The 21,917-nt window shown below is 67.3% G+C and carries 20 protein-coding genes; 5 read left to right on the top strand and 15 right to left on the bottom strand.

Translation table 11 applies throughout. The annotated features are described in order from the left end of the window. Positions 1-2: 2 nt before the first annotated feature. The gene (locus OG225_RS05640; protein ID WP_405180695.1) at positions 3-890 is read right to left on the bottom strand and encodes a diiron oxygenase; all 888 of its coding nucleotides are present in this window, start codon (positions 888-890) and stop codon (positions 3-5) included. 332 nt (positions 891-1,222) lie between these two features. Between OG225_RS05640 and OG225_RS05635 the strand changes: the two genes are divergently transcribed. After that, entirely contained in the window at positions 1,223-2,107 is an 885-nt protein-coding gene (locus tag OG225_RS05635; RefSeq protein WP_405180694.1) for an MFS transporter, read from the top strand. Beyond that, on the top strand, positions 2,107-2,784 hold the full coding sequence (locus tag OG225_RS05630; RefSeq protein WP_405180693.1) for an MFS transporter: 678 nt from the start codon (positions 2,107-2,109) through the stop codon (positions 2,782-2,784). Before OG225_RS05635 ends, OG225_RS05630 begins: the two co-directional genes overlap by 1 nt. On the opposite strand, the gene OG225_RS05625 is transcribed toward OG225_RS05630, so the two are convergent. Then, positions 2,785-3,531, bottom strand: coding sequence for an MBL fold metallo-hydrolase (locus OG225_RS05625; protein WP_405180692.1), 747 nt, complete (start codon positions 3,529-3,531; stop codon positions 2,785-2,787). It abuts the gene before it with no gap. A 391-nt stretch (positions 3,532-3,922) separates the two neighbouring features. Between OG225_RS05625 and OG225_RS05620 the strand changes: the two genes are divergently transcribed. Beyond that, positions 3,923-6,472: an MFS transporter gene (locus OG225_RS05620; protein WP_405180691.1), complete on the top strand. Its 2,550-nt coding sequence runs from the start codon at positions 3,923-3,925 to the stop codon at positions 6,470-6,472. Here the strand turns inward: OG225_RS05620 and OG225_RS05615 are convergent. From OG225_RS05615 to OG225_RS05605, 3 genes are read right to left on the bottom strand one after another with little or no spacing between them, the layout of a single operon-like run. Next, a complete protein-coding gene (locus OG225_RS05615; protein WP_405180690.1) occupies positions 6,457-7,071 on the bottom strand; it encodes a TetR/AcrR family transcriptional regulator in 615 nt (204 codons plus the stop codon). The two genes, OG225_RS05620 and OG225_RS05615, sit on opposite strands and share 16 nt — an antisense overlap. Positions 7,072-7,079: 8 nt before the next feature. After that, the gene (locus OG225_RS05610; RefSeq protein WP_405180689.1) at positions 7,080-8,300 is read right to left on the bottom strand and encodes a cytochrome P450; all 1,221 of its coding nucleotides are present in this window, start codon (positions 8,298-8,300) and stop codon (positions 7,080-7,082) included. A 53-nt stretch (positions 8,301-8,353) separates the two neighbouring features. Continuing rightward, a complete protein-coding gene (locus tag OG225_RS05605; RefSeq protein ID WP_405180688.1) occupies positions 8,354-9,094 on the bottom strand; it encodes a helix-turn-helix transcriptional regulator in 741 nt (246 codons plus the stop codon). A gap of 716 nt (positions 9,095-9,810) precedes the next feature. On the opposite strand from OG225_RS05605, the gene OG225_RS05600 reads away from it, so the two are divergent. After that, positions 9,811-10,722: a helix-turn-helix domain-containing protein gene (locus tag OG225_RS05600; protein ID WP_405180687.1), complete on the top strand. Its 912-nt coding sequence runs from the start codon at positions 9,811-9,813 to the stop codon at positions 10,720-10,722. A gap of 70 nt (positions 10,723-10,792) precedes the next feature. On the opposite strand, the gene OG225_RS05595 is transcribed toward OG225_RS05600, so the two are convergent. Next, entirely contained in the window at positions 10,793-11,041 is a 249-nt protein-coding gene (locus tag OG225_RS05595; protein WP_308165177.1) for a DUF397 domain-containing protein, read from the bottom strand. A 122-nt stretch (positions 11,042-11,163) separates the two neighbouring features. Between OG225_RS05595 and OG225_RS05590 the strand changes: the two genes are divergently transcribed. Then, positions 11,164-11,745, top strand: a complete 582-nt coding sequence (locus OG225_RS05590; protein WP_405180686.1) for a winged helix-turn-helix domain-containing protein — start codon at positions 11,164-11,166, stop codon at positions 11,743-11,745. Between the two features lie 35 nt (positions 11,746-11,780). Here OG225_RS05590 and der read toward each other — a convergent pair whose 3' ends face one another. The 9 genes from der to OG225_RS05545 all read right to left on the bottom strand — a co-directional run bounded on the left by der (position 11,781) and on the right by OG225_RS05545 (position 21,904). Continuing rightward, positions 11,781-13,196, bottom strand: coding sequence for a ribosome biogenesis GTPase Der (gene der, locus OG225_RS05585; RefSeq protein WP_216907906.1), 1,416 nt, complete (start codon positions 13,194-13,196; stop codon positions 11,781-11,783). Then, complete coding sequence (cmk, locus tag OG225_RS05580) at positions 13,193-13,870, bottom strand: (d)CMP kinase (RefSeq protein WP_405183203.1); 678 nt, start codon at positions 13,868-13,870, stop codon at positions 13,193-13,195. Before cmk ends, der begins: the two co-directional genes overlap by 4 nt. 71 nt (positions 13,871-13,941) lie before the next feature. Further along, positions 13,942-15,270: a pseudouridine synthase gene (locus OG225_RS05575; protein ID WP_405180685.1), complete on the bottom strand. Its 1,329-nt coding sequence runs from the start codon at positions 15,268-15,270 to the stop codon at positions 13,942-13,944. Positions 15,271-15,278: 8 nt separating this feature from the next. Beyond that, positions 15,279-15,923, bottom strand: coding sequence for an SMC-Scp complex subunit ScpB (gene scpB / locus OG225_RS05570; RefSeq protein ID WP_405183202.1), 645 nt, complete (start codon positions 15,921-15,923; stop codon positions 15,279-15,281). A gap of 119 nt (positions 15,924-16,042) precedes the next feature. Further along, positions 16,043-16,972: a segregation and condensation protein A gene (locus OG225_RS05565; protein WP_405180684.1), complete on the bottom strand. Its 930-nt coding sequence runs from the start codon at positions 16,970-16,972 to the stop codon at positions 16,043-16,045. Next, positions 16,969-17,949, bottom strand: coding sequence for a ParA family protein (locus OG225_RS05560; protein ID WP_232840341.1), 981 nt, complete (start codon positions 17,947-17,949; stop codon positions 16,969-16,971). Before OG225_RS05560 ends, OG225_RS05565 begins: the two co-directional genes overlap by 4 nt. Positions 17,950-18,299: 350 nt before the next feature. Continuing rightward, positions 18,300-19,277: a site-specific tyrosine recombinase XerD gene (locus OG225_RS05555; protein ID WP_405180683.1), complete on the bottom strand. Its 978-nt coding sequence runs from the start codon at positions 19,275-19,277 to the stop codon at positions 18,300-18,302. A 1-nt stretch (position 19,278) separates the two neighbouring features. Further along, a complete protein-coding gene (locus OG225_RS05550) occupies positions 19,279-19,935 on the bottom strand; it encodes an NUDIX domain-containing protein (protein ID WP_405180682.1) in 657 nt (218 codons plus the stop codon). Between the two features lie 247 nt (positions 19,936-20,182). Beyond that, complete coding sequence (locus OG225_RS05545) at positions 20,183-21,904, bottom strand: CTP synthase (protein WP_405180681.1); 1,722 nt, start codon at positions 21,902-21,904, stop codon at positions 20,183-20,185. Positions 21,905-21,917: the final 13 nt, after the last annotated feature.

Raw genomic sequence — 21,917 nt, 5'->3', positions numbered from 1 at the left:
TTCTAGAGAAGGTTCGACTTGCGGTAGATCCATCGAGCGCCGCCTGTCAGCAGACCTTCTTTGCTCAAGAATTCGATGAACGGCTCGGCCGCTTTCCGGAACATCATCCGGTGATGCTCGCTGCCGTCGATCTCACGCTTCACGACATCCCAGTCGAATCCCAGGTCTTCGTAGACCCGGCGGTTGATCAGGCCTTTGGCGATGATATGAGTTCCGATCGCGATGATCAGGGAGCTGAACGACCGTCGCAACGCCGACGCACCCGCGAGGCAATCGCGGATATTTCGCCGCGCGAAGGGCATATGCCGGGATTCCTCGACGACATGAATATACGACGTGCGGCGAATCGGGGCGGCGACATCGTCGCTCGCCATCCAGTCGCGCTGCATGACGTCGAACATCTCTTCGCCCGCCAGAATGATTCCGTATGCCACCTCCGACCAGGCGAAGGTGCGGAACAGCCAACCGAAAACGCCGAACGACCGGTCCCGCGGGTAGAACCGCGCACCGATACTGCTGATGGCGTTGACGAACATCAACGAATGCAGATTCTCGTCCGCGCATTCGTTGAGCAGGAATCTGACGTCGGCCCGGGACGGATCGGCGCTGTGATTGCGCCGCAACAGTGCCACCTGTAGCCCCAATTCGAGCCAGATACCGACGCCCAGATACTGAGCGACCTCACTTCTGGTGAGCTCCGATCGCTCCGCTTCCGACAGGGAGGCCCAGGTCCGGGTCCCGAACAGCGGCGACCACTCGGGCGACATTCCGTACGAACCCTCGTTATCGAGATCGACCTCGTAGACAGCCGGGTTTCGGGGATCGAAGGACAGTCGGTTCGCCGAGACCAGCAGGTCCTCGAATAGCGAGTTACTGTCTGAAACCGTCATTCCCACTCCTTGTCACCTCGTCGATGAGACGCCGGTCCACGATAAGTCGACACCGGCGGCGCAAGCTACGGATTCTCGCGCCGATGGAAAAGATGAATACGCGTTCCGAAACTGCTGGAGTAATTCACAACGCCTTGTGACTCATCCCGGCAGGCGATTCGGACGACCCACGGACGAGCCGTGCCGGACGCCCTCCGGGGCGGCGATCACCGTCCCGAACTGCGCGGACGCGCCGAGAGGCGACCGCAACAACCCTACTTCGCATCGCCGGTACGGTGACGCTGCCCGACACGGTAGCTCCGACCGACGACTTCGGCCAGTAGCCTGTGCGCGTGGGGTCCAGGGACGACGCGCACGACACGGCACGACCGCGGATCGCGCTGGCGGCGGTCACCACCGTACTGTTCGTCACCTTCCTCGACACCACCGTCGTCAGCGTCGCACTCGGCGATATCCAGCGCGAGCTGGGTGCCGACGTGGTCCTGCTGCAATGGGTGGTCAACGCCTACACGGTGGTCTTCGCCGGTCTGATGCTCGCGGGCGGATCACTCGGTGACCGTTGGGGGCGCAAGCGGGTCATGATCGTCGGACTCGTCGTCTTCTGCGCCGGATCGGTGATCGCGGCGCTCGCGGCGAGCACGCCCGCGCTCATCGCCGGTCGAGCCGTCATGGGGGTCGGAGCCGCCGCCGCCGAACCCGGCACCCTCTCGGTGCTGCGGCATATCTTCCCGCGCGAGCGGGCACGCGCCAGGGCGATCGGGGTGTGGGCGGCGGTGTCGGGACTGGCGCTCGCGGCCGGACCGGTGGTGGGCGCCGCGCTGGTCGACACCTACGGCCGGCGCTCGATCTTCTGGTTCGATCTGATCATCGGCGCGGGGGCACTCGCCGCCGCGGCGTGGTCGGTCCCGGAGAGTGTCGATCCGAATCCGGGCCCCTTCGACCGGGCCGGACTGCTGCTCGGCGCGTTATTCCTGGCGGCGGTGATCTACGCCGCGACCGCGGGCGCGGATCAGGGATATACCGCGGCCCCGGTGCTGTCGTTGTTCGCACTCGGCGCGATCGCCTTCGCCGGTTTCGTCGCCGTCGAATCGCGGGCTCGCGCTCCCCTGCTGGATTTCCGGTACCTGCGCCCGCCCGCGGCGCGCTCGTCGTCGCCTTCGCCGTCTATTTCGGCATATTCTCGATCTTCTTCTTCACCGCGCTGTATCTGCAAGTGATGCAGTCCTATTCGGGCGCGCGCACCGCGGCGGTCTTCGCGCCGATGGCCGTCGCGATCGTCGGCGGATCGCTGGCAGCGGGTTCGTGGGTGGCGCGACGCGGGGCGCACGGTCCGATGATCATCGGGTGCGTGGTCGGGGCGTGCGGGATCCCGCTGACCCGACGGGTTCTCGCGGGCCCACTGCACGATCCGCCGCTCGCGGCGGCGATGGCGGTGGCCGGAGCCGGATTCGGTCTCGCCGTCGTGCCGCTGACCTCGTCGGTGCTGTCAGGGGTGCCCGCGCGGCGTTCGGGGATGGCCGCCGCGGTGACCAACACGATGCGCCAGGTCGGTTCGGCGGTCGGTGTCGCCGTGCTCGGGGCGGTGGTGAATTCTTTCCTCACCTCCGATCTGCGGATCCGGATGAGCGGATTGGGATTGCCCGCCGAATTGCAGCCCGACGCCATCGATGCCGTCGAACGCGGCCGCATCCCCGAAGGTGTCGACATCACCGCCTATCTCCGGTACGCGTCGAAGGTGTCGGAGGTACTGGAGACCGGAAAGGTCGCCTTCCACCACGGACTCGATGTGGCACTACTGATTTCGGCGATCCTGATCCTCGCCGCGGCGGCGTTCACCGCCGTCGACACGGCCGCCTCGCGCCGCGCGGGAGGCCCACCGCTCCGGCACGAGTAGTCAGTTCCCGGCGGCTCGGCCGCGAGCGATCTCGGCGGCCCGCCGGATGCCTTCCTTCCACAGCGGGCCGTGGCCCGGCACGACCAGGTCCGCCTCGATCGCGTCGAAGGCGGCGAGGCCGTCCAGCGCGCCGCCGGTCGAGTGGTTGAAGAAATCCGGAAGCAGTTGTGGCCCCTCGATATTCGAGGTGGGATGCGCGGTGACCAGGGCGTCGCCGGTGGCGACGACTCCCGCGGCGGGCAGGTGGAACGCGCTGTGTCCGGAGGTGTGGCCCGCACACGGGATCGGCACCGGCGCGCCGGGCAGATCCAAGGCGCCTCCGGTGGGAAACGGCTGGATGTGCGGGGCGCTGTTCTCGCGCAGGCCGCCCGCCGCGGCGATACGCACGGCCCACGCCAGGGTTCGCGGCTTCCAGGCACGGCGGATGACGTCGAGCGGTGTCGCCGACTCGTGGTACTCGCCGCGCGCGTGGCCGACCTCCGCCGGGGCGGTATAGGCCGGGATTCCGTAGCGGTCGTGTAGATGCCTCAGCGCGCCGATGTGGTCGAGATGGGCATGGCTGAGCAGTACCGCGACGATATCCTCCGGGCGGTGGCCGAGCGCGCGCACCGACCGCTCGATCGCGTCGGCGTCCTTCAACCATCCCGCGTCGATCAAGGTCAGCGCACCGCCCTCGCGCGCGAGCACCATGTTGACGTCGGTGCCTCGGAGGCAGAACACACCATCGGCCACCTGGTAGTACTGCACGCGAATCCTCCTCCGCCGGAACAATCGCTCCGAATGTAGTCCGGGTCCGTAGACCGCGAATACACCTCGCTCGGCCTGTCGCCCGGCCACACGGCCTCCGACCCGGTATCGGTATGTATAGTGGGCCACCGCGACCGGCTGGTTCGCCCATATCAAATCTGCTGGTGGGGAACGGGACTCGCGGGTGCCGTACGGCCACGTCCGCCCTGGGGCGACGATGCGCCGGGAGGCCGCTTGCCCGAAAATCCGTGCCGGTCGGTATTTCGCTCGCAGCACTCGGCTCCACCTCCGAGACAGACCGTCGGAGATACAGCGTCGGAGACATGCCGTCGGGCTACGCCGCCGGGGCATGCCGTCGGGGACACACCACTGACAGGACCAGGGCTCTTCAATGACGAATTCCACCACGACCACGCCGGATCCGAGCGCGACGCTGTCGCATCGGCAGATCATGACGATACTGTCCGGTCTGCTACTAGGCATCTTCCTTGCCGCGCTCGACCAGAACATCGTGAGCGTGGCCATCGTCCAGATCGCCAACAGTCTGCACGGATTCGACGAGCAGGCGTGGGCGACAACGGCCTACCTGATCACCGCGACGATCACCACACCGCTGTACGGCAAGCTCGCCGACATCTACGGGCGAAAGCCGTTCTATCTCCTGGCGATCGGACTGTTCGTCCTCGGATCGGTGGCCTGCACCTTCGCGACCTCGATGCACCAATTGGCCGCTTTCCGCGCGTTCCAGGGACTCGGCGCCGGTGGTCTGATGTCGCTGGCGTTCACCATCATCGGCGATATCGTCCCGGCCCGGGAGCGGGTGCGCTACCAGGGCTATTTCATGATCGTGTTCGGCTCGGCCACGGTACTCGGCCCGGTGCTCGGCGGATTCTTCTCGCATTACGCCGAACTCGGCGGGCTCGAGGGCTGGCGGTGGGTGTTCCTGGTCAATGTCCCGGTCGGTGTGATCGCGTTCCTCGTGGTCGCGAAGGTGCTGAATGTTCCGCATCGGCGTCAGCGTCATCGCATCGACTGGTTCGGCGCGCTGACGCTCACACTGTGCGCGGCGCCGCTACTGCTGGTGGCCGAGCAGGGCAGGCAATGGGGATGGAATTCCGATCGCGCACTGCTGTGCTACGGCATCGGCGCGGCCGGGCTGGCCCTGTTCGTCTTCGTCGAACTCGTGATGAAGGACGCGGCGTTGATTCCGCTGCGGCTGTTCCGCAGCGGGACGTTCAGTGTCGCCACCGTGGGCGGCTTCATCGTCGGTATCGCGATGTTCGGCGCTATCGCGCTGGTGCCCCTGTATTTCCAGGTGGTACGCGGATACGCGCCGACCACCGCGGGTCTGCTGATGCTGCCGCTGGTGTCGGGCATCATGGTCGGCTCACAGATCGCCGGAACGATCACCAAGCGGTCGGGCCGCTACAAGATGCTGCCGGTCACCGGATCTTTCATGATCGCGCTCGGCGCGGCCCTGCACGCGGGGGTGGACTATCACAGCCCGTTGTGGCAGCCGCTCGCCTGCGGGGCCGTCATCGGTTTCGGGCTCGGCTGCTGCATGCAGACGCTGATCATCGCCGCCCAGAACGCGGTATCACCGTCGGATATGGGCGTTTCCACCGCGACGGCGACCTTCTTCCGCCAGATCGGCGGCACCCTCGGTGTCGCGGTCTTCCTGACGATCCTGTTCAACCTGCTGCCGCACCGGATCCTCGACGCGTTCGGCGGACGCCTCCCCGACGGCTTCGACGCCGCGCAGTTGGCGACCGTGCAGAGCAGCACCAACGGAATCGCCGCGCTGCCCGAGGAATTGCGGGTGCCGATCCTGACCGGCTTCACCGAATCCATGCAGTCGGTCTTCCTGGTCGCCGCGGGCGTGGCGGTGCTGGCGGGCGCGGTGCTGCTGTTCATGAAGGAGATCCCGCTACAGAGCATCGCGGCAGCGCTGGTCGACCCGGTGGCGGAAGATGCCCGGAAGACCGTCGAGCGCGGTCATACCGACCGGCGGATCCGCGCGGACGGGCCGATGCGCAAGGAGCCCGCGGTCAAGATGATGGCGAAACCGGAACGGGTGGGGGCCGGGGCGACCTGCCGCAACGGCGGGACCGGTTCCCTCGGCACGACCTCGGTCGACCTGATGACCGAGATCCGCGCCTCCGAGCGCTGCGCGATCTCCGGGCGGGTGCACCGGGAGGACGGACATCCGGTCGCCGCCGTCGCGCTCACCCTCATCGACCAGTGCGGTCGCCAGTGCGCGCGCACGACCGGCGCGGACGACGGCTCCTACACCGTTCTCGCGCCCGCGCCCGGCGAATACGTCCTGATCGCGGCGACGACGGGACATCAGCCCGCCGCCGTCGGTGTCACGGTCGGCGGACGCAAACAACGCCTCGACGTCCCCCTGCTCGGGTCGGGCGAGGTGTCGGGCGAGGTGCGCTCGGCCCGCAAGGGCACTCCCATCTCGGGAGCGACCATCACCCTCACCGATACCGGCGGCGAGGTGGTCGGGGCCGCCGTCAGCACCGGCGACGGCGAGTACCTGTGCCGGGGCGTGGTGCCCGGCACCTACACCCTCGTGGCGATCGCCGACCACATGCGTCCCTGCGCCGCGACCCTCACCGTGCCCGACAGCGGGCTGCTCCGCCACGATGTCGACCTCGCGCCGATGGCGGTACTCGCCGGATCGGCCATGGCCGACGACGATCGGGCCGTCGCCGATATCCAGATCACCGTCCTGGACGCCGCGGGCGATATGACCGCGTCGGCCCGCACCGACGAACACGGCCGTTACGTGGTGCCCGATCTGCCCGAGGGGCAGTACACCGTCGTCGCGCGCGGCTATCCGCCGGTGACGAGCCGGGTCACGGTCGCGGGTGGCGAGGTCGCCCACGATGTGCGGCTCGGATATCGTCCGATTTCCGGTCAGCTGTCCCGATAGCCCTGCGCCGCAGGGCTTTCCACGACTCCGACCACGACGGGAGCGACGAACTGTTCCAGCATCGCGCGCTCGTCGTCACCGTCGCGTCCCGGCGCGGTGAGCAGCGACATGATCACCCGAGCCGCCCACCTGGCCGAACGGGAACGGCGGGAATCGTCGGCGACGGCATCGGCGAGCAGCCCGGCCGCGATCGCCTCGATGACCTCGGAGGTCTGCCCGATCTCGTTGGCGATCCCCGCGTCCCCGGCGGTGAACCACGCGATCAGGGTCGGGTCGTCGCGCACCGACCGGATCGAGGCCGTCATCGCGGTGACGACCCGTTCGCGCGGGTCGGCGATATCGGCGACTTCCCGTGCGACGGCCGCGGCGACGCGGCGCGCTTCGCGATGGACGAAAGCGATTCGCAGGGACTGCCGGTTCGGGAAGTACCGGTACAGGGTCGCGCGGGAACATCCCGCGGCCGCGGCCACCTCGCCCATCCCGGTATTCGCCACACCGCGCTCGACGAAAAGCCGCGCGGCGGCGTCGAGTATCTGCTCGGCGGCGATATCGGCGCGGGTCGGGCGCAGCCAGTCGTTCATGCCACCACCGCTTTTCATGCCACCGCTCATGCCACGGCCGCGAACGGCACCCGATCCGGCCAACGCACATAGCTGCCCGGGGCGTAGCGCACGTTCTCGATGTCGATGCCGAAATCCGGACACCGCGCGAGCAATTCCTCCAGCGCGACCCGCGCGACCATTCTGGCGGCGGCGGCGCCGAGGCAATGGTGGTTGCCGTGGCTGAAGGTGAGGATGCTCTTGGGTTTGCGCAGCACGTTGGGTTCGCCCGCGGTGGGACCGTATTCGCGTTCGTCGTGATTGGCCGACGCGTACAGCAGCAGCGCCCGGCGTCCGGCGGCGATGGTGGTGCCCGAGATCTCCATGTCCCGGGTAAGGGTGCGCGCCAGACCCTGCACCGGCGAGGTGACGCGCAGGAACTCCTCCACCGCGTCGGGGATCAGCGCGGGATTCTCGATCAGCAGCCGACGCTGGTCCGGGTATCGGGCGAGCAGTTGCACCGCGCCGCCCAGATTGCCGGTGGTGGTGTCGTTCCCGCCGGTGATCATGGTGAAGGCGAATCCGAGAATCGAGATGATGCCTTCGTAGTCACCGTCGGCCCCGAACCCCGAGGCGACCAGATGGGAGATGGTGTCGTCGCCCGGTTCGACGCGGCGACGGTCGATGAGTCCGCTGAAATACCGCATCAACTCACCGATGGCCTCCTGGGCGCCCATCGGGCTGCCACCCGCCGACGCGGCCATGATGAGATCGGTCCATTCGTCGAAGCGGGCCCGATCCTCTTCCGGCACACCGAGATAGTGCGCGACGACCATACTCGGCAGCGGTTTGAACAGGTCCACGACGATATCGCCGCCACCCGCCGCGCGCAGCCGCTCCAACCGCTCCACGACGAACGCCCGCACCTCGGGTTCGACCGACCGGACCTGACGCGGGGTGAAACCCTTCATCACCTGTCTGCGGAAGGCGGTGTGGTCGGGCGGGTCGGCGAAGACCAACGGTCGCGGCCGCGGGATGCCGATCTCGTCGAGATCGGTGTAGTCCACCGTCAGCCCCTGCGCGGAGGAGAACGTGGTGACGTCGCGGGCGGCCGCGTAGACGTCGGAATACCTCGACAGCACGTAGTAGTCGCCGCTCGGATCGTCCTCCGGGACCACGTGGTGGACCGGATCGTGGTCGCGAAGTGCCCGATACATGGGCCACGGGTCACACCAACTCTGTCCGGAACGTAGCTCGAAGCGCGGTCGGTGAGACAACTCTGTCGGCATGAGTCGAGACTAAGACAGAATGACAATATTGTCTAGAACATGTTTCAGCCGCACTACGCGGACCTAGCCCCGAAGAAGTGGACCCATCCCGGATAACTTCCGCTGTCGACGTCGTAGATCTGGAAGTCGTAGTCGCGGCATTCGCCGGTTGTCAGATCACGGAATCGCAGGTGCGGGTGCTCGCTGAAATACGTGACGTCGCCGCGCTCCCACAGTGCGCGAAACTCCGGATACACCCCGAGTTCGCCCAGGAATCCGGCGAAATGCTCACCGGCCTGCAATCGACCGATCCGACCGCGCAGGCCCGCCACCGACAGCGCGACCGCGTGCTCCCAGTCGACCACCGCGCGCCGCGCGAGTTCGTGACCGAAGAACCAGTGCAGGATATTGGCCTCCTCGCGCAATCCGGGAAAGAGAACCCCGACGGTCGCGTTCGCGGCGAGCAGATTCCAGCGGGAGTCGAAATACGCCGCCGCGTACGGCTCGTGCAGGTCGAGCGCCCGCCGCATATCCGGCGTGATCTCGGCGCGCAACTGCGCGACGGTCGGGACGACGGTCTCGACCAGGCCCGCGAGTTCGAACAGATGCCTGCGGTCGTGACGCGCCAATTCCCGCACGCCGTCGAGGTGACGAACCAGGCCGTCCACCACGGTCCGCGTCGGCCGGTCACGTTCACCACGCTCGAGATGGGTGAGATAGCTGACGCTCACACCCGCGCCGATCGCGAGCTTCTCCCGCGAGATCGCTCGACCGTGCCGCAACCGGCGCAACAGCTCCCCGAACGTCGGCGGCATCAAGGTGATCCCCGAAACACTCCCGCCCGACCTGTCGACCACTCGCCATCCCCTCCAATACTGTGCGAGTCGAAGACTCGTGACCAGTGATGATGCGGTTACTGAAAGATCCCTCCGCACCCTAGTCCCCGAACTCCTTCCGACATGTGCATTTTCGTAATGCTTTCATACGAAAGCAATGCGGTGACGGGGCCGACCGGGATCCGCTCGCCGATCCGGGTCGAGTCGAAACTTTCGGATACCTGTCGGACATCTTTCAGCAATCGATCGTGCGTGTCTGAAACACCAGTTTCTCAGCAAACATTCACAGTTCGTGTCGCCCATGCCATTACGGAGAGAGTCACGACCGGCAGTCTCGCTATTCTTGTGCAAAGATGTGGCAATCAGACCGCAAGTCCTGCCGCGTTCGAAGCGAGGAATGCCATGCCCGCAACGACCGAATACGACGCCCGCACCGTGCCGTCCCGGAGCGAGAAGAGGCCGCCCGTGACGGCCGACGGGTGTCGAAAGGCTCGTACCGACAGCAGGTATCCGGTTCGCGTCGAATCGACGCGGGGGCAGGCGATTCCGATCCTCGGCGCGGGCGATGACGCACCGGCCGATCACCGATCCCGTACGACTCCGATCCGCGGTGAATCACGACACGACCAGCGGGAAAGGGCATATTCTTGACGACAGCGAATCGTAGTGATTCAATTCGACCCGCCATGGGTCAGATGAATCGAGCCGGAAACGACGCGGGGGTGGGAGTGTCCACCGTCTCCGACCCGGATCCCCCCGATACGGAACCGCGCGCCCGGCTAGGGGCCGAACTCCGGCGTCTGCGCGATCTCGCCGGGATCTCCGGGCGCGATCTCGCGCATCGGGTCGGAATCAGTCAATCCAAACTCTCGCGGATCGAGAAGGGGAACGCCGTTCCCTCGATCCCGCAGGTACTGGATTGGGCCAGAGAGGTCGACGCGAGCCCCGAAACTCTGCGTGCCCTGCGACTTTTGACCGAAGCGGCGCATTCCGAAGTCGATACCTGGCGGTCCGCACTGGCGACGCGCAGACATCTCCAGCACGAGGTCCGCGAGCGCGAATCCGCGGCCGACGTGGTCTCCACCTTCCAGCCCTCGGTGGTGCCCGGCCTGCTCCAAACCGCCGAATACGCCCGCAGAGTTTTCGCGACCTTCCAATTGCCCTACGCCAAAGATGATCTCGCGGCCGCGCTGGCGGCCCGGCTCGACAGGCAACTGGCACTGTACGACTCGGACAGGCGATACGAGTTCCTCATCACCGAGGCCGCGCTGCGCCTGCGTCCCGGTCCGCATCGGGTGGTGCTCGGCCAGTTGGACCGCATCTCCTCGCTCAGCACACTCGACAATGTCTCGATCGGCGTCATACCCAACGACATCGAGGCGACGACGACAGTTCCGCACGGTTTCGTCATCTACGACACCGGCTACGACGACACCCTCGTCTCGCTCGAATTGATCGACGCGAGCAGGCTGGTCCGCGCGCCCGAGGAGATCGAACTGTATCGCCGGTGCTGGGAACTGCTGGGCAGGATGGCACTCTTCGGCGACGCCGCCAGGGAGTTCCTCGCCGGACTCGCCGTCGAGATCCGCGGGTCTGCGGGCGATTGAGATGTCGAATTCCGCAACACCGGCCAGGGTGGTGCCGCGGCAACCCCGCTGCGGCACCACCCTGGCGGCGTCATGTGCCGAAATCGAATTCACCGGCACGCACGCCGGCGAGGAAGGCTCGCCATTCCGAGGTCGTGAACCACAACACCGGACCGGACGGATCCTTCGAATCGCGCACAGCGATCCGCCCGTTGCCCGACGCGACCTCGACGCACCCTCCGCCGCCATCACTGAAGGTACTCTTTGCGAACTTCGCATTGAAGTCCCCCTCATCGAATGTGTTGTCTCTCATGATGTCTCCTAGATCGCGGAGGACCACTACCTCCGCTCCGATATCCAGGAAAGCCCCCCGGACGGCCGCGCGTACTGAAATCGACAGGTGTGCAATCGGATCCGAATTCGCGATATTTCGGTCCGATTCATGCAGTGAGGGAGAATTCCATGGCGATCGGTAACCGCGCGTTCCTCCGCTCCGTGGTGCAATTCCGATTGCTCGGCACCGTCGAGGCCGAGAAGAACGGTCGGCGTGCCGAACTCGGCACCGCGCGCGAACAGCGCCTGCTCACCGCACTGCTGTCGGTGATGGGCCAGCCCGTCTCGCGCGAGGAAGTGATCGACTGGGTGTGGGACGATCCGCCCACCGACGCCGACGCCGCGCTGGACGAGATCGTCGCCGTGCTACGGGATCTGCTGCGCCCGCTCGGCCTTGGCGACGCGCTGATCAGCGGCGACGGGGTGTTCCGCCTCGACGTTCCGGCGGAATGGGTCGACGTGCATCAGTTCCGCATCCTGACCGAACGCGCGGCCCAGCTCGACGACGCCGAAGGCCGCGAATTCCTGGCCGCCGCACTACAATCAGTGCGCGGTTTCCCGCTCAGCGATCTGTCCGGACGCCGGATCGCCGAGTACCGACGCGAACTCGCCGACCAATTGCAGGCCGCGGAAATCCGATTCAACGGAATCCAGATCGGGCAGAGCCGGGCCGCGACGATGCACCGGGTGGAAATCGCACAGGCCCTGTGACGACACCGGTCACAGGGCCTGCCGACGAAACAGACCTACTTCTTGCGTTCCCGCTTTTCGCGCACACGCACCGAAACACGAACCGGTGAGCCGTCGAATCCGAATTCCTCACGCAGCCTGCGCTCGATGAATCGACGGTAACCCGCCTCCAGGAAGCCGGTGGTGAACAGCACGAACGTCGGCGGTCGCGTCGACGCCTGGGTGGCGAAGAGAACCCTGGGCAGGCGCCCGCCACGCATCGGCGGCGGCGTCGCCGCGACGACTTCCTTGAGCCAGGTGTTCAGGCGACCGGTCGAGATCCGCTTGTCCCACGACTCCAGCGCGGTTTCCATGGCGGGAACCAGCTTCTGGACGGCCCGCCCGGTCTGGGCGGAGATGTTGACCCGGCCCGCCCACGGCACCCGGTTCAGGTCGCGGTCCACTTCCTTCTCCAGCATGAGACGCCGGTCCTCGTCGACCAGATCCCATTTGTTGAAGGCGAGCACCAGCGCGCGACCCGAGTCGGCGACCAGGCTGATCACGCGAAGATCCTGCTCGGTGATCGGCTGGGAGGCGTCGATCAGCATGATCGCGACCTCGGAGGCCTCCAGCGCGGATTTGGTGCGCAGCGACGCGTAGAACTCGGTGCCGCTGGCATTGGACACCTTGCGCCGCAAGCCCGCCGTATCGACGAACTTCCAGATCTTGCCGCCCAGATCGACGAGACTGTCCACCGGATCGACCGTGGTGCCCGCGACATCGTGCACCACCGAACGCTCGTCGCCCGCTAATTTGTTGAGCAGGCTCGACTTACCGACATTCGGCTTGCCGACCAACGCGACGCGACGCGGTCCGCCACCGCCGCCACCCTCGCGGGGAGTCTCGGGCAGCGCCGCGAGCACATCGTCGAGCAGATCGCCGGTGCCACGTCCGTGCGCGGCGCTGACCATGCGCGGCTCGCCGAGCCCGAGCGACCACAGCGTCGCCGCCTCGGATTCGACCCGCTGATCGTCGACCTTGTTGGCCACCAGGATCACCGGGATCTTGGAGCGACGCAGCTTCTTGACCGCGGCCTCGTCGGTCGCGGTCGCGCCGACGGTGGCGTCGACCACGAGCAGGATGGCGTCGGCGGTGTCCATGGCCAGTTCGGCCTGCCGGGCGACATGCTGCTGCAAACCCTTGGCGTCGGGTTCCCAGCCGCCGGTGTCCTGGACCCAGAAACGCCGGCCCGACCAGTTGGCCTCGTAGGAGACCCGGTCGCGGGTGACGCCGGGGATGTCCTCCACGACGGCCTCGCGCCTGCCGAGGATGCGGTTGACCAGCGTGGACTTGCCGACATTGGGCCTGCCGACCACCGCGAGGGTCGGCATGGCGAGTTCTTCGCCCTCCTCCGACTCCTCGGCGAAATCGAGGACTTCCCAGTCGGTCTCGTCACTCCATACGCCGTCGCCGGCGAGTACGTCTTCGTTCATCGGGCGCCTCCCGGCGAGCTCGTGGTGATCTGATGTGCGACAACGCGGTACAACTCGTCGATGACCTCGTCCTTGCTCAGTTCGCTGGTGTCGACGATGACCGCGTCATCGGCCGGGCGCAGCGGGGAGACCTTGCGGGTCGAATCGAGATTGTCACGACGCTGGACATCGGCCAGGACGGCTTCGTAGTCGTCGCCGCGTCCTTCGTCGATGTTCTGCTGATTGCGGCGCTGGGCCCTGGCCTCGGCGGAGGCGGTCAGGTAGATCTTGGCATCCGCGTCGGGCAGCACCACGGTACCGATATCGCGGCCCTCGACCACGATCCGCTGCGCGCTGTAGGTGATCTCCCGCTGCAACGCGACAAGCAGTTCGCGCACCTCGGCCACCGCCGACACCGCCGACACCGCCTTGGTCACCGCGTCGCCGCGGATCTCACCGGACACGTCCTCGCCGTCGAGTTCGATGATCTCGTGGCCGGGATCGGTGCCGATGGTCAGCGGCAGTTCCTTGACGGACGCGGCGACCGCCGCGGAGTCGGTGAGGTCGATACCCGCGCGCAGCACCCGCAGGGTCGCCACCCGGTACATCGCCCCGGTGTCCAGGTAGCGGGCGTCGAGACGGCCCGCGAGCCGGCGGGAGACGCTCGACTTGCCCGTGCCGGACGGTCCGTCCATCGCCACGACCAACGACTCGGTGCCCGAAAGCTTTCCCGCTGCGACACTCTGCACCGGAACCTCCACACCGTTCACAACGACACCGCCTCGTAGAGTTTGCCAACTTCGTCGCGGCCGAGCACTCGCAGCGTGCCCGGCCGTTGATCGCCCAGCAGCACCGGGCCGATATGGGTGCGAACCAGCCTGGTGACCGGATGCCCGACCTCGTCGAGCAGTCTGCGCACGATGTGCTTGCGCCCTTCGTGCAACACGAGTTTCACCAGGGAGCGTCCCTCGCCGATCTCTAGCACCTGGAAGCGGTCGACCTTGGCCGGGCCGTCCTCCAGTTCCACGCCGTCGCGCAGTCGCTTGCTGATGATCTTGTTGTTGACTTCGCCGTTCACCGTGGCCAGGTAGGTCTTGGACACCTCGAACGACGGGTGCATGAGCCGGTGCGCGAGGTCGCCGTCGTTGGTCAGCAGCAGCAGGCCCTCGGTGTCCGCGTCGAGCCGTCCGACGTGGAACAATCGCTGACCTGCCGCGATCCGCTCGGCGACGATATCGCCGACGCAGGGGCGGCCGAGATCGTCGGACATGGTCGACTGCCAGCCCTTGGGTTTGTTCAGTGCCAGGTGCACCAGTTCCGCGCGCACCATGACGCGCGTTCCGTCGACCCGGACCACCGCGTTCTGCGGATCGATGCGCAGACCCTGTTCGCGCACGATGAGCCCGTCGACCTCGACGCGGCCCTGATCGATCAGGTCCTCGGCGGCGCGGCGCGAGGCGACGCCCGCCTTGGCGAGCACCTTCTGCAACCGCTCCCCCTCGCCCCACGGCATCTTGGTGTGGGTTTCGGTGCTGTCGGTTTCGACGTGCTGGCGACGCGCCGGTTTGGCATTGCTCAGCAGCGGCGGTCCGCTGACCTGACGCTGCGGTTTCGGATTCTTGGCTTTGCGACCGGCGGGAGCCTGCGCCTGCGCGGGACGCCGTGCGCCACGCGGCGCCGAACCGGATTGCGGGGTCGCGGAAGGCCCGCGGCCACCCGAAGCGCCCGAAGCGGTGCCGCCCTGCCCGTGTCCACCGCGCTGGGGCGAGTCACCCTGCCCATAACCGCCGCGACCGGAACCACGCTGGGCCGAAACACCCTGCGAGTACCCGTCACGACCGGAACCACGCTGGGGCGAGTCACCCTGCCCGTAACCGCCGCGACCGGAACCACGCTGAGGGGAATCGCTCTGGGAACCGCCGCGCCTGCCGTTGCCGCGCTGGTCGTTGTCCCGGGCTCCGCGCTCGGCGGCGGCGCCGCGCTGTGCGGCGCGAGCGCCGCGCGAACCGGTGCTGCGATTCGCGCCACCCGATGCGGGCTGGTCGCTACGTTTTCTTCGATCCGGTGTGCCATCTCGGCGAGCGGAAGTATTCATCTGTCCTGTCAATTCTCGGTGCCGAGATCCAGGTCGGATTCGGCGGGTTTTCTCAGCCTGGTGTAACGGGGATCCGTCTCCAGGCTCTCGTTGATCTCATCGATCAGGTCGACGCCCGGAAGTAGGGGCGCCAGCGCGGGCAGGTCGGACAACGACGCGAGTCCGATCCGTTCGAGGAACAGTTCGGTCGTGCTGTACTGCGTGCCGTTGGTCTCCGGGTCCACCCCGGCCTCGGCGATCAATCCACGTGCGAGCAAGGTGCGCATGACACCGTCGACATTCACACCGCGAACCCCGCTGACCCTGGTCCTGGTCACCGGTTGGCGGTAGGCGACCACCGCCAGGGTTTCCAGCGCCGCCCGGGTCAATTTGGTCCGGGCGCCGTCGAGCAGCACCCGTTCCACATATGGCGCGTACTCGCTGCGAGTATAGAAGCGCCACCCGTCTCCCACGAAACGCAGGTCGATGCCACTGCCCCTGGCGGAGAATCCGGCCGACATCTCGCGCAGGGCCGCCTCGACCCGCTCGGTGGTGTCGTCCAAAGCCGCCGCCAGCTGTTCTACCGGGGCGGGAGCGTCGACGACGAGCAACATCGCCTCGAGCGCGGACCGGAATTCGGTCTCGTCGAGAGTCGCGGGAGTGAACTCCGCCACGGAAGGCTCGGGAACGGGCACGGCGGGTGTGATCGTGTCCGAGATCTCGGGGGTCGCGACCTCCGCGGCGTCGGATGCGATGACCTCGGTGGAGTCCGCCGCGTGCGCGCTGGGCTGGTTCACCCGTAGTCCTCCTCGATCGTGATGGTCTCGGTCTCCTCGGCGCCGGGGTCGAGCTCACCGATCCAGCTCACCGCGAGCGGACCGAGCGGATCGGGCTGCTCGAATTCGATCGTCTTACCCCGGTACAGCTCGAGCAGCGCCAGGAAGCGGGCCACGATCTGCACCGCCACCTCGCAGTCGGCGACCAGTTCCGCGAAGGTCGTCCAACCGCCCTTCCCGCGTTCCTTGAGCCGTTCCAACACCCACGCCGCCTCCTCCGCCACCGAGATCGCGTGCGCGTGCAGGTGGTCGAGTCCGACCCGAGGGATCGGTCTGGGCCGGAAAGCCACGGCGGCGATCTGCGCGAAAGCCGCGGCGTCCACCCCCAGGGTAACCTCGGGCATCAGCCCGGCGAAGCGCTCCTCCAGTCCGACCGAACGCGGATAGCGCCGCAGCGCCACCGCCTCCAGTTCCGCGAACAGTTCCGCGACCTGCTTGAACGCACGATATTGCAGCAGGCGCGCGAACAGCAGATCGCGGGCCTCCAGCAATTCCAGATCCTCGGAATCGGTCATCTCGCCGGAGGGCAGCAACCGCGCCGCTTTCAGATCGAGCAGGGTCGCGGCGACGACGAGGAATTCGGTGGTCTGGTCCAGGATCTTGTCCGCGCGCAGGCCCGATTCTCCCGCGCTCGCCGCGGTCAAAGCCTTCGTGTAGGCGATGAATTCATCGGTGACCTGGGCCAACGCGACTTCGGTCACGTCCAGCCTGCGCGAGCTGATCAGGGTGAGCAGCAGGTCGAACGGGCCCTGGAAGTTGCTCAGCGACAGGTGGAAGCCCGCCGCGCGCGCGGGTTCCTCCGGCGGGATGTCGGACGCCGGGCCGTCATCGGGTTCGTGCGGGTCCTCGGTGGTCGTCTGCGGCGCCGGGGTTCTCGCCTCGCTCACCGTCCGGACCGGTGGATGACTTCCCGCGCCATCGCCCGATACGCCTCGGCTCCACCGGATTTCGGGGCCCACGTGGTGATGGGCTCGCCCGCGACACTGGCATCGGGAAAACGGACCGTGCGCGAGATGGCGGTGTCGTACACCAGCTCACCGAAAACCTCGACGACGCGCGCCATCACCTGTCGCGAATGTAGTAGACGGGCGTCGAACATCGTCACCACGATGCCGTACAGGCTCAGTCGTGGATTCAGCCGGTCGCGCACCTTCTCCACGGTGTCGTTGAGCAGTGCGAGACCGCGCAACGAGAAGTATTCGCATTCCATCGGAATGATGACGCCGTCCGAACAGGCCAGCGCGTTCACCGTGAGCAGACCGAGCGAGGGCTGGCAGTCGATGAGGATGTAATCGTAGCGATCGCGCACCGGTTCCAGCGCGCGGCCGAGCGTCTGTTCCCTGCCGACTTCGTTGACCAGCTGGATCTCCGCGGCGGACAGATCGATATTGCTCGGCAGCAGATCCATGTTCTCGACCCGGGTCTGCATCAGTACGTCGTCGATGGAGGTGCGCGAGCCGATCAGGAGGTTGTGCACGGTCTGGTCGAGGTCGTGGTGGGCGACGCCGAGCCCGGCCGAGAGCGCGCCCTGCGGGTCGAGATCCACCAGCAGCACGCGGCGCCCGTATTCGGCCAGCGCGGCACCGAGATTGATGGTCGAGGTCGTCTTGCCGACCCCGCCCTTCTGGTTGCACATGGCGACGATCAGCGCGTCACCGTGCCTGCCCAGCGGCGGCGGGTGCGGGACCAGGCGCAACGGACGGCCCGTCGGGCCGAGTTCCGCGCTCTCCGCGGGAACCGGCTGGGCTCCTTTGCCCCACAGCGTTTCCGCCGCGGCGTCCGAGTACGGTTCCGAACGGGGGCCTGTAAGCGGTTGCGCCCCAGCACCCATCTGCGGCTCCTGCGCCGCACCGGCTGTCGTCACGATCCGCTGCTCCTTATGCTTCTGCCCGTTGCCTCGCCGAGCGTAGCGAGACCGATCAGGCCCGACCTCGCTTTCGTACGGTCCAGCTCTCGATAGACGCTACCGCTTGACAAGACGAGACCCACGTTCGGACACGCGACACCGTGTTCGGAGCACACGCCGAGCTCGATCGACTCCGATGTGGGCAGTCCCTCCATGCTGTCTCATTCCGCTCCTTCGCGCGACGCGATGTCTCGCGGCGAGATGCGGCCTGCGGATACCTTCGATCCGGACGATACCCCGTGTGCGATCGGTGAGGAACCGCGCGCGCATATCGGCACCGCCCCGACCCCGGTGGCATCGCACCGTTTTCATCGTGCCCGAGGGTGCGCGGTCGCCCACACTTCGCGCAGGGTGTTGACGGTGACGAGGGTGTAGATCTGGGTCGTCGTCACCGACGCGTGGCCGAGCAACTCCTGCACGACCCTGACATCGGCGCCGCCGTCCAGCAAATGGGTGGCGAACGAATGACGCAGCGTGTGCGGCGAAACGGCCGAGCCGATACCCGCGCGTTCGGCGGCGATCCGCAACACCTGCCAGGCGCTCTGGCGAGACAGCCTGCCACCGCGCGCGTTCAGGAACAGCGCGCCCCCGTTACCTTTCGTCCCGCTTCTTCCACCCGCCGCCAGCGTCGGACGACCGCGGATCAGATAGGCCTCGACCGCAGCGATGGCGGGACGACCGATGGGCACCATCCGTTGTCTACCGCCCTTGCCGTGCAAGGTGACCGTGCGTTCGCCGGTGTCGAGGTCGTCCACGTCTAGTCCGACCATCTCCGAAATCCGCGCCCCCGTGGAATACAACAGTTCCAGCAGCGCGCGATCACGCAGACCGCGCGGACCGCCGTCAGCGCCCGGCGCGGTGTCGGGCGAATCCGCCGCGCCGCCGCCCGCCGCCTCGAGCAAGCGCGACACTTGGTCGTAGGGCAGCGCTTTCGGCAGTCGGCGGCCGGGGGCCGGGGGTTTCACCCCGTGCGCGACATCGGTGGCGCTCATCCCCTCGGCGGCCGCGAAACGGTGCAACCCGCGTACCGCGATCAACGCGCGCGCCACCGAACTCGCGGCGAGCGGCGGATGCCCGGTCCCGCCCGCCCGCAGCGCGACGGTGAATTCGGCGACATCGGATTCGGCCGCGCGGTCGAGTTCGGTGATGCCGCGTCGGGTCAGGAATTCCCGGTAGCGGTCGAGATCGCGGCGGTACGCGCCGAGCGTGTTGCGCGCGGCGCCACGCTCGACCGCGAGATGGTCGAGGTAGGCGGCGATTTCACGCGCGAGTACCCCGTCGGACATCTCAGTCTCCGGATCGTGAGCGCGCCTGGCGGCGCAGGAAACCCGTCGGCTGACCCGGCCACGGCGCGTTGGCCGGGCGCAGCGCGATGTCGTCGGCGCGTGCCGCCGCGAGGGCGAGCACACCGGCCACCGCTGTCGCGTTGACGATCTCGCCCGCGAGCGCGGCGCGCACCGCGGCGCCGACCGGCATGCGGATCACGCGCAGATCCGCTTCCTCGTTCTCCGGTTCCGGACGGTCGACCTCGCGCAGATCGCGTGCGACGTAGACGCGCAGCGCCTCGTCGGTGAATCCAGGCGACAGTGCCACGTCGACGAGCACCGACCACTCCGCCGCGGCCAGTCCGGTCTCCTCGGCGAGTTCACGCCGCGCGGCCTCGAGGGGATCCTCGCCCTGCACGTCGAGCAGTCCGGCGGGCAGTTCGAGCAGCCTGGCGCCGATCGGATGCCGGTACTGGTCGATGAGCACCAGTTCGTCGTTCTCGTCGATCGCCGCGACCGCCACCGCCGCGTGATGTTCGATGACCTCGCGTTCGACCACCTTGCCGCCCGGCATCGCGACCTGGTCCAGTCGCAGCGCCAGAATCGCTCCGCTGTAGACGGTCCGGCTCGACACTGTGTCGAAATCGTGGCTGCCCGCCGCTGTTTCGTTCTTCGTCACGACCGTGCCTCACTCCCACTCGGCGTCACCGCCCGCGCTCACACCCACTCGCTCCCGTCCGGACCTCCCGGACGCGAGAGCGCGGTACCCGTCGACCGGACCGCCGATCACGTCCGAGCCGACATCCCCGCACCCGAGCACGCTATACCCACGATCGGCCCGCCGCATACGGACACGGCACGCGCCGCGCCAGTGCGCGTCGCGTGCCGCGCGTCGAGGGGGGTTCGCGTCGCAGCGACCCCGCGTATCAGGAGCTCTGGTCGGCCGCGGCCAGTTCCTCGTCCGAGATGTCCACCGGAAGTCGTTCGGCCAGTTTGTATTTCAATGCCGCGGACACCAGTGCCGCGAACAGCGGATGCGGGCGGGTCGGACGGCTCTTGAGTTCCGGATGCGCCTGGGTGGCGACGAGGAACGGATGCACATCCGCCGGGTACTCGACGAATTCGACCAGGTGTCCGTCCGGCGAGGTGCCGCTGAACCGCAGGCCGCTCGCGGCGATCTTGTCGCGGTAGGCGTTATTCACCTCGTAGCGGTGCCGATGACGTTCCGAGACGCTGTCCGAGCCGTAGGCCTTCGCCACGACCGATCCCTTGACCAGCGCCGCCGGGTACGCGCCCAAACGCATGGTGCCGCCGAGATCGGCCTCACCGGCGACGATCTGTTCCTGGTCGGCCATGGTCGAGATCACCGGATGCGGGGTGTCGGGTTCGAATTCCGCCGAGTTGGCCTCGACCAGCCCGACCGAACGCGCCGCCTCGATCACCACGCACTGCAGGCCCAGGCACAGCCCGAGCAGCGGGATACCGCGCAGGCGGGCGAAACGGATGGCGCCGACCTTGCCCTCGATACCGCGGATGCCGAAACCGCCGGGGATCAGCACCGCGTCCACGTCGCGCAGCGCGGCGACCGCGCCCGCCTCGGTCTCGCATTCGTCGGAGGGCACCCAGCGGATCTGCACCCTGGCCCGCGAGGCGAACCCGCCCGCGCGCAACGCCTCGGTCACCGAGAGGTACGCGTCGGGCAGGTCGACGTACTTGCCGACCAGCGCCACCTCGACGGTCTCGCGCGGGGAGTGCACCCGGTCGAGGAGATCGCCCCACACGGTCCAGTCGACATCCCGGAACGGCAGGCCGAGCCTGCGCACCACGTACGCGTCGAGACCTTCCCGATGCAGCACCTTGGGGATGTCGTAGATGGACGGCGCGTCCGGGGTGGAGATGCAAGCGTCGACCTCGACGTCGCACATGAGCGCGATCTTGCTCTTGAGCGCCTGGGGCACCTCGCGGTCGCAGCGCAGGATCAGCGCGTCGGGCTGGATACCGATATTGCGCAGCGCCGCCACCGAATGCTGGGTCGGCTTGGTCTTCAGCTCGCCCGACGGCGCCAGGTAGGGCACCAGCGAGACGTGCAGGAAGAAGACGTTGTCACGACCGACGTCGTGGCGGATCTGGCGAGCCGCCTCGAGGAAGGGCTGCGATTCGATGTCTCCGACGGTGCCGCCGATCTCGGTGATCACCACGTCAGGCACCTGGCCCTGGAGATCGGGGCCCTGCATCGCGAGAATGCGGTCCTTGATCTCGTCGGTGATGTGCGGGATCACCTGCACTGTGTCGCCGAGGTACTCGCCGCGCCGCTCCTTGGCGATGACCGTCGAATAGATTTGCCCCGTGGTGACATTCGCGTCCTTGGACAGGTCGCGATCGAGGAATCTCTCGTAGTGTCCGACGTCGAGATCGGTCTCGGCGCCGTCCTCCGTCACGAACACCTCTCCGTGTTGGAACGGATTCATGGTGCCCGGATCGACGTTCAGATACGGGTCGAGTTTCTGCATGGTGACGCGCAGCCCGCGCGCTGTCAGCAGCTGACCGAGGCTGGAAGCCGTCAGGCCTTTGCCCAATGAGGAGGCGACTCCACCACTGACGAAGATATGTTTCGTGGCAGTTCGCGCCTGAATCCGTGTTTGACCCACGGGTCTTCACGGT

The organism is Nocardia sp. NBC_01377, from assembly GCF_045040005.1.
Lineage (GTDB): Bacteria > Actinomycetota > Actinomycetes > Mycobacteriales > Mycobacteriaceae > Nocardia > Nocardia noduli.
The sequence above is the reverse complement of the archived record's forward strand: the minus strand, read 5'-3'. Positions and strand labels throughout refer to the sequence as shown.

Excerpts from the sequence above, each read along its gene's own strand:
- OG225_RS05640 (WP_405180695.1), bottom strand. The coding sequence starts at position 890 with ATGACGGTTTCAGACAGTAACTCGCTATTCGAGGACCTGCTGGTCTCG.
- OG225_RS05630 (WP_405180693.1), top strand. The coding sequence starts at position 2,107 with ATGCAGTCCTATTCGGGCGCGCGCACCGCGGCGGTCTTCGCGCCGATG.
- cmk (WP_405183203.1), bottom strand. The coding sequence starts at position 13,870 with ATGGACGGACCGTCCGGCACGGGCAAGTCGAGCGTCTCCCGCCGGCTC.
- OG225_RS05610 (WP_405180689.1), bottom strand. The coding sequence starts at position 8,300 with ATGCCGACAGAGTTGTCTCACCGACCGCGCTTCGAGCTACGTTCCGGA.
- OG225_RS05615 (WP_405180690.1), bottom strand. The coding sequence starts at position 7,071 with ATGAAAAGCGGTGGTGGCATGAACGACTGGCTGCGCCCGACCCGCGCC.
- OG225_RS05600 (WP_405180687.1), top strand. The coding sequence starts at position 9,811 with ATGAATCGAGCCGGAAACGACGCGGGGGTGGGAGTGTCCACCGTCTCC.
- OG225_RS05605 (WP_405180688.1), bottom strand. The coding sequence starts at position 9,094 with ATGCCGCCGACGTTCGGGGAGCTGTTGCGCCGGTTGCGGCACGGTCGA.
- OG225_RS05555 (WP_405180683.1), bottom strand. The coding sequence starts at position 19,277 with ATGTCCGACGGGGTACTCGCGCGTGAAATCGCCGCCTACCTCGACCAT.
- OG225_RS05590 (WP_405180686.1), top strand. The coding sequence starts at position 11,164 with ATGGCGATCGGTAACCGCGCGTTCCTCCGCTCCGTGGTGCAATTCCGA.
- OG225_RS05575 (WP_405180685.1), bottom strand. The coding sequence starts at position 15,270 with ATGAATACTTCCGCTCGCCGAGATGGCACACCGGATCGAAGAAAACGT.
- der (WP_216907906.1), bottom strand. The coding sequence starts at position 13,196 with ATGAACGAAGACGTACTCGCCGGCGACGGCGTATGGAGTGACGAGACC.
- OG225_RS05620 (WP_405180691.1), top strand. The coding sequence starts at position 3,923 with ATGACGAATTCCACCACGACCACGCCGGATCCGAGCGCGACGCTGTCG.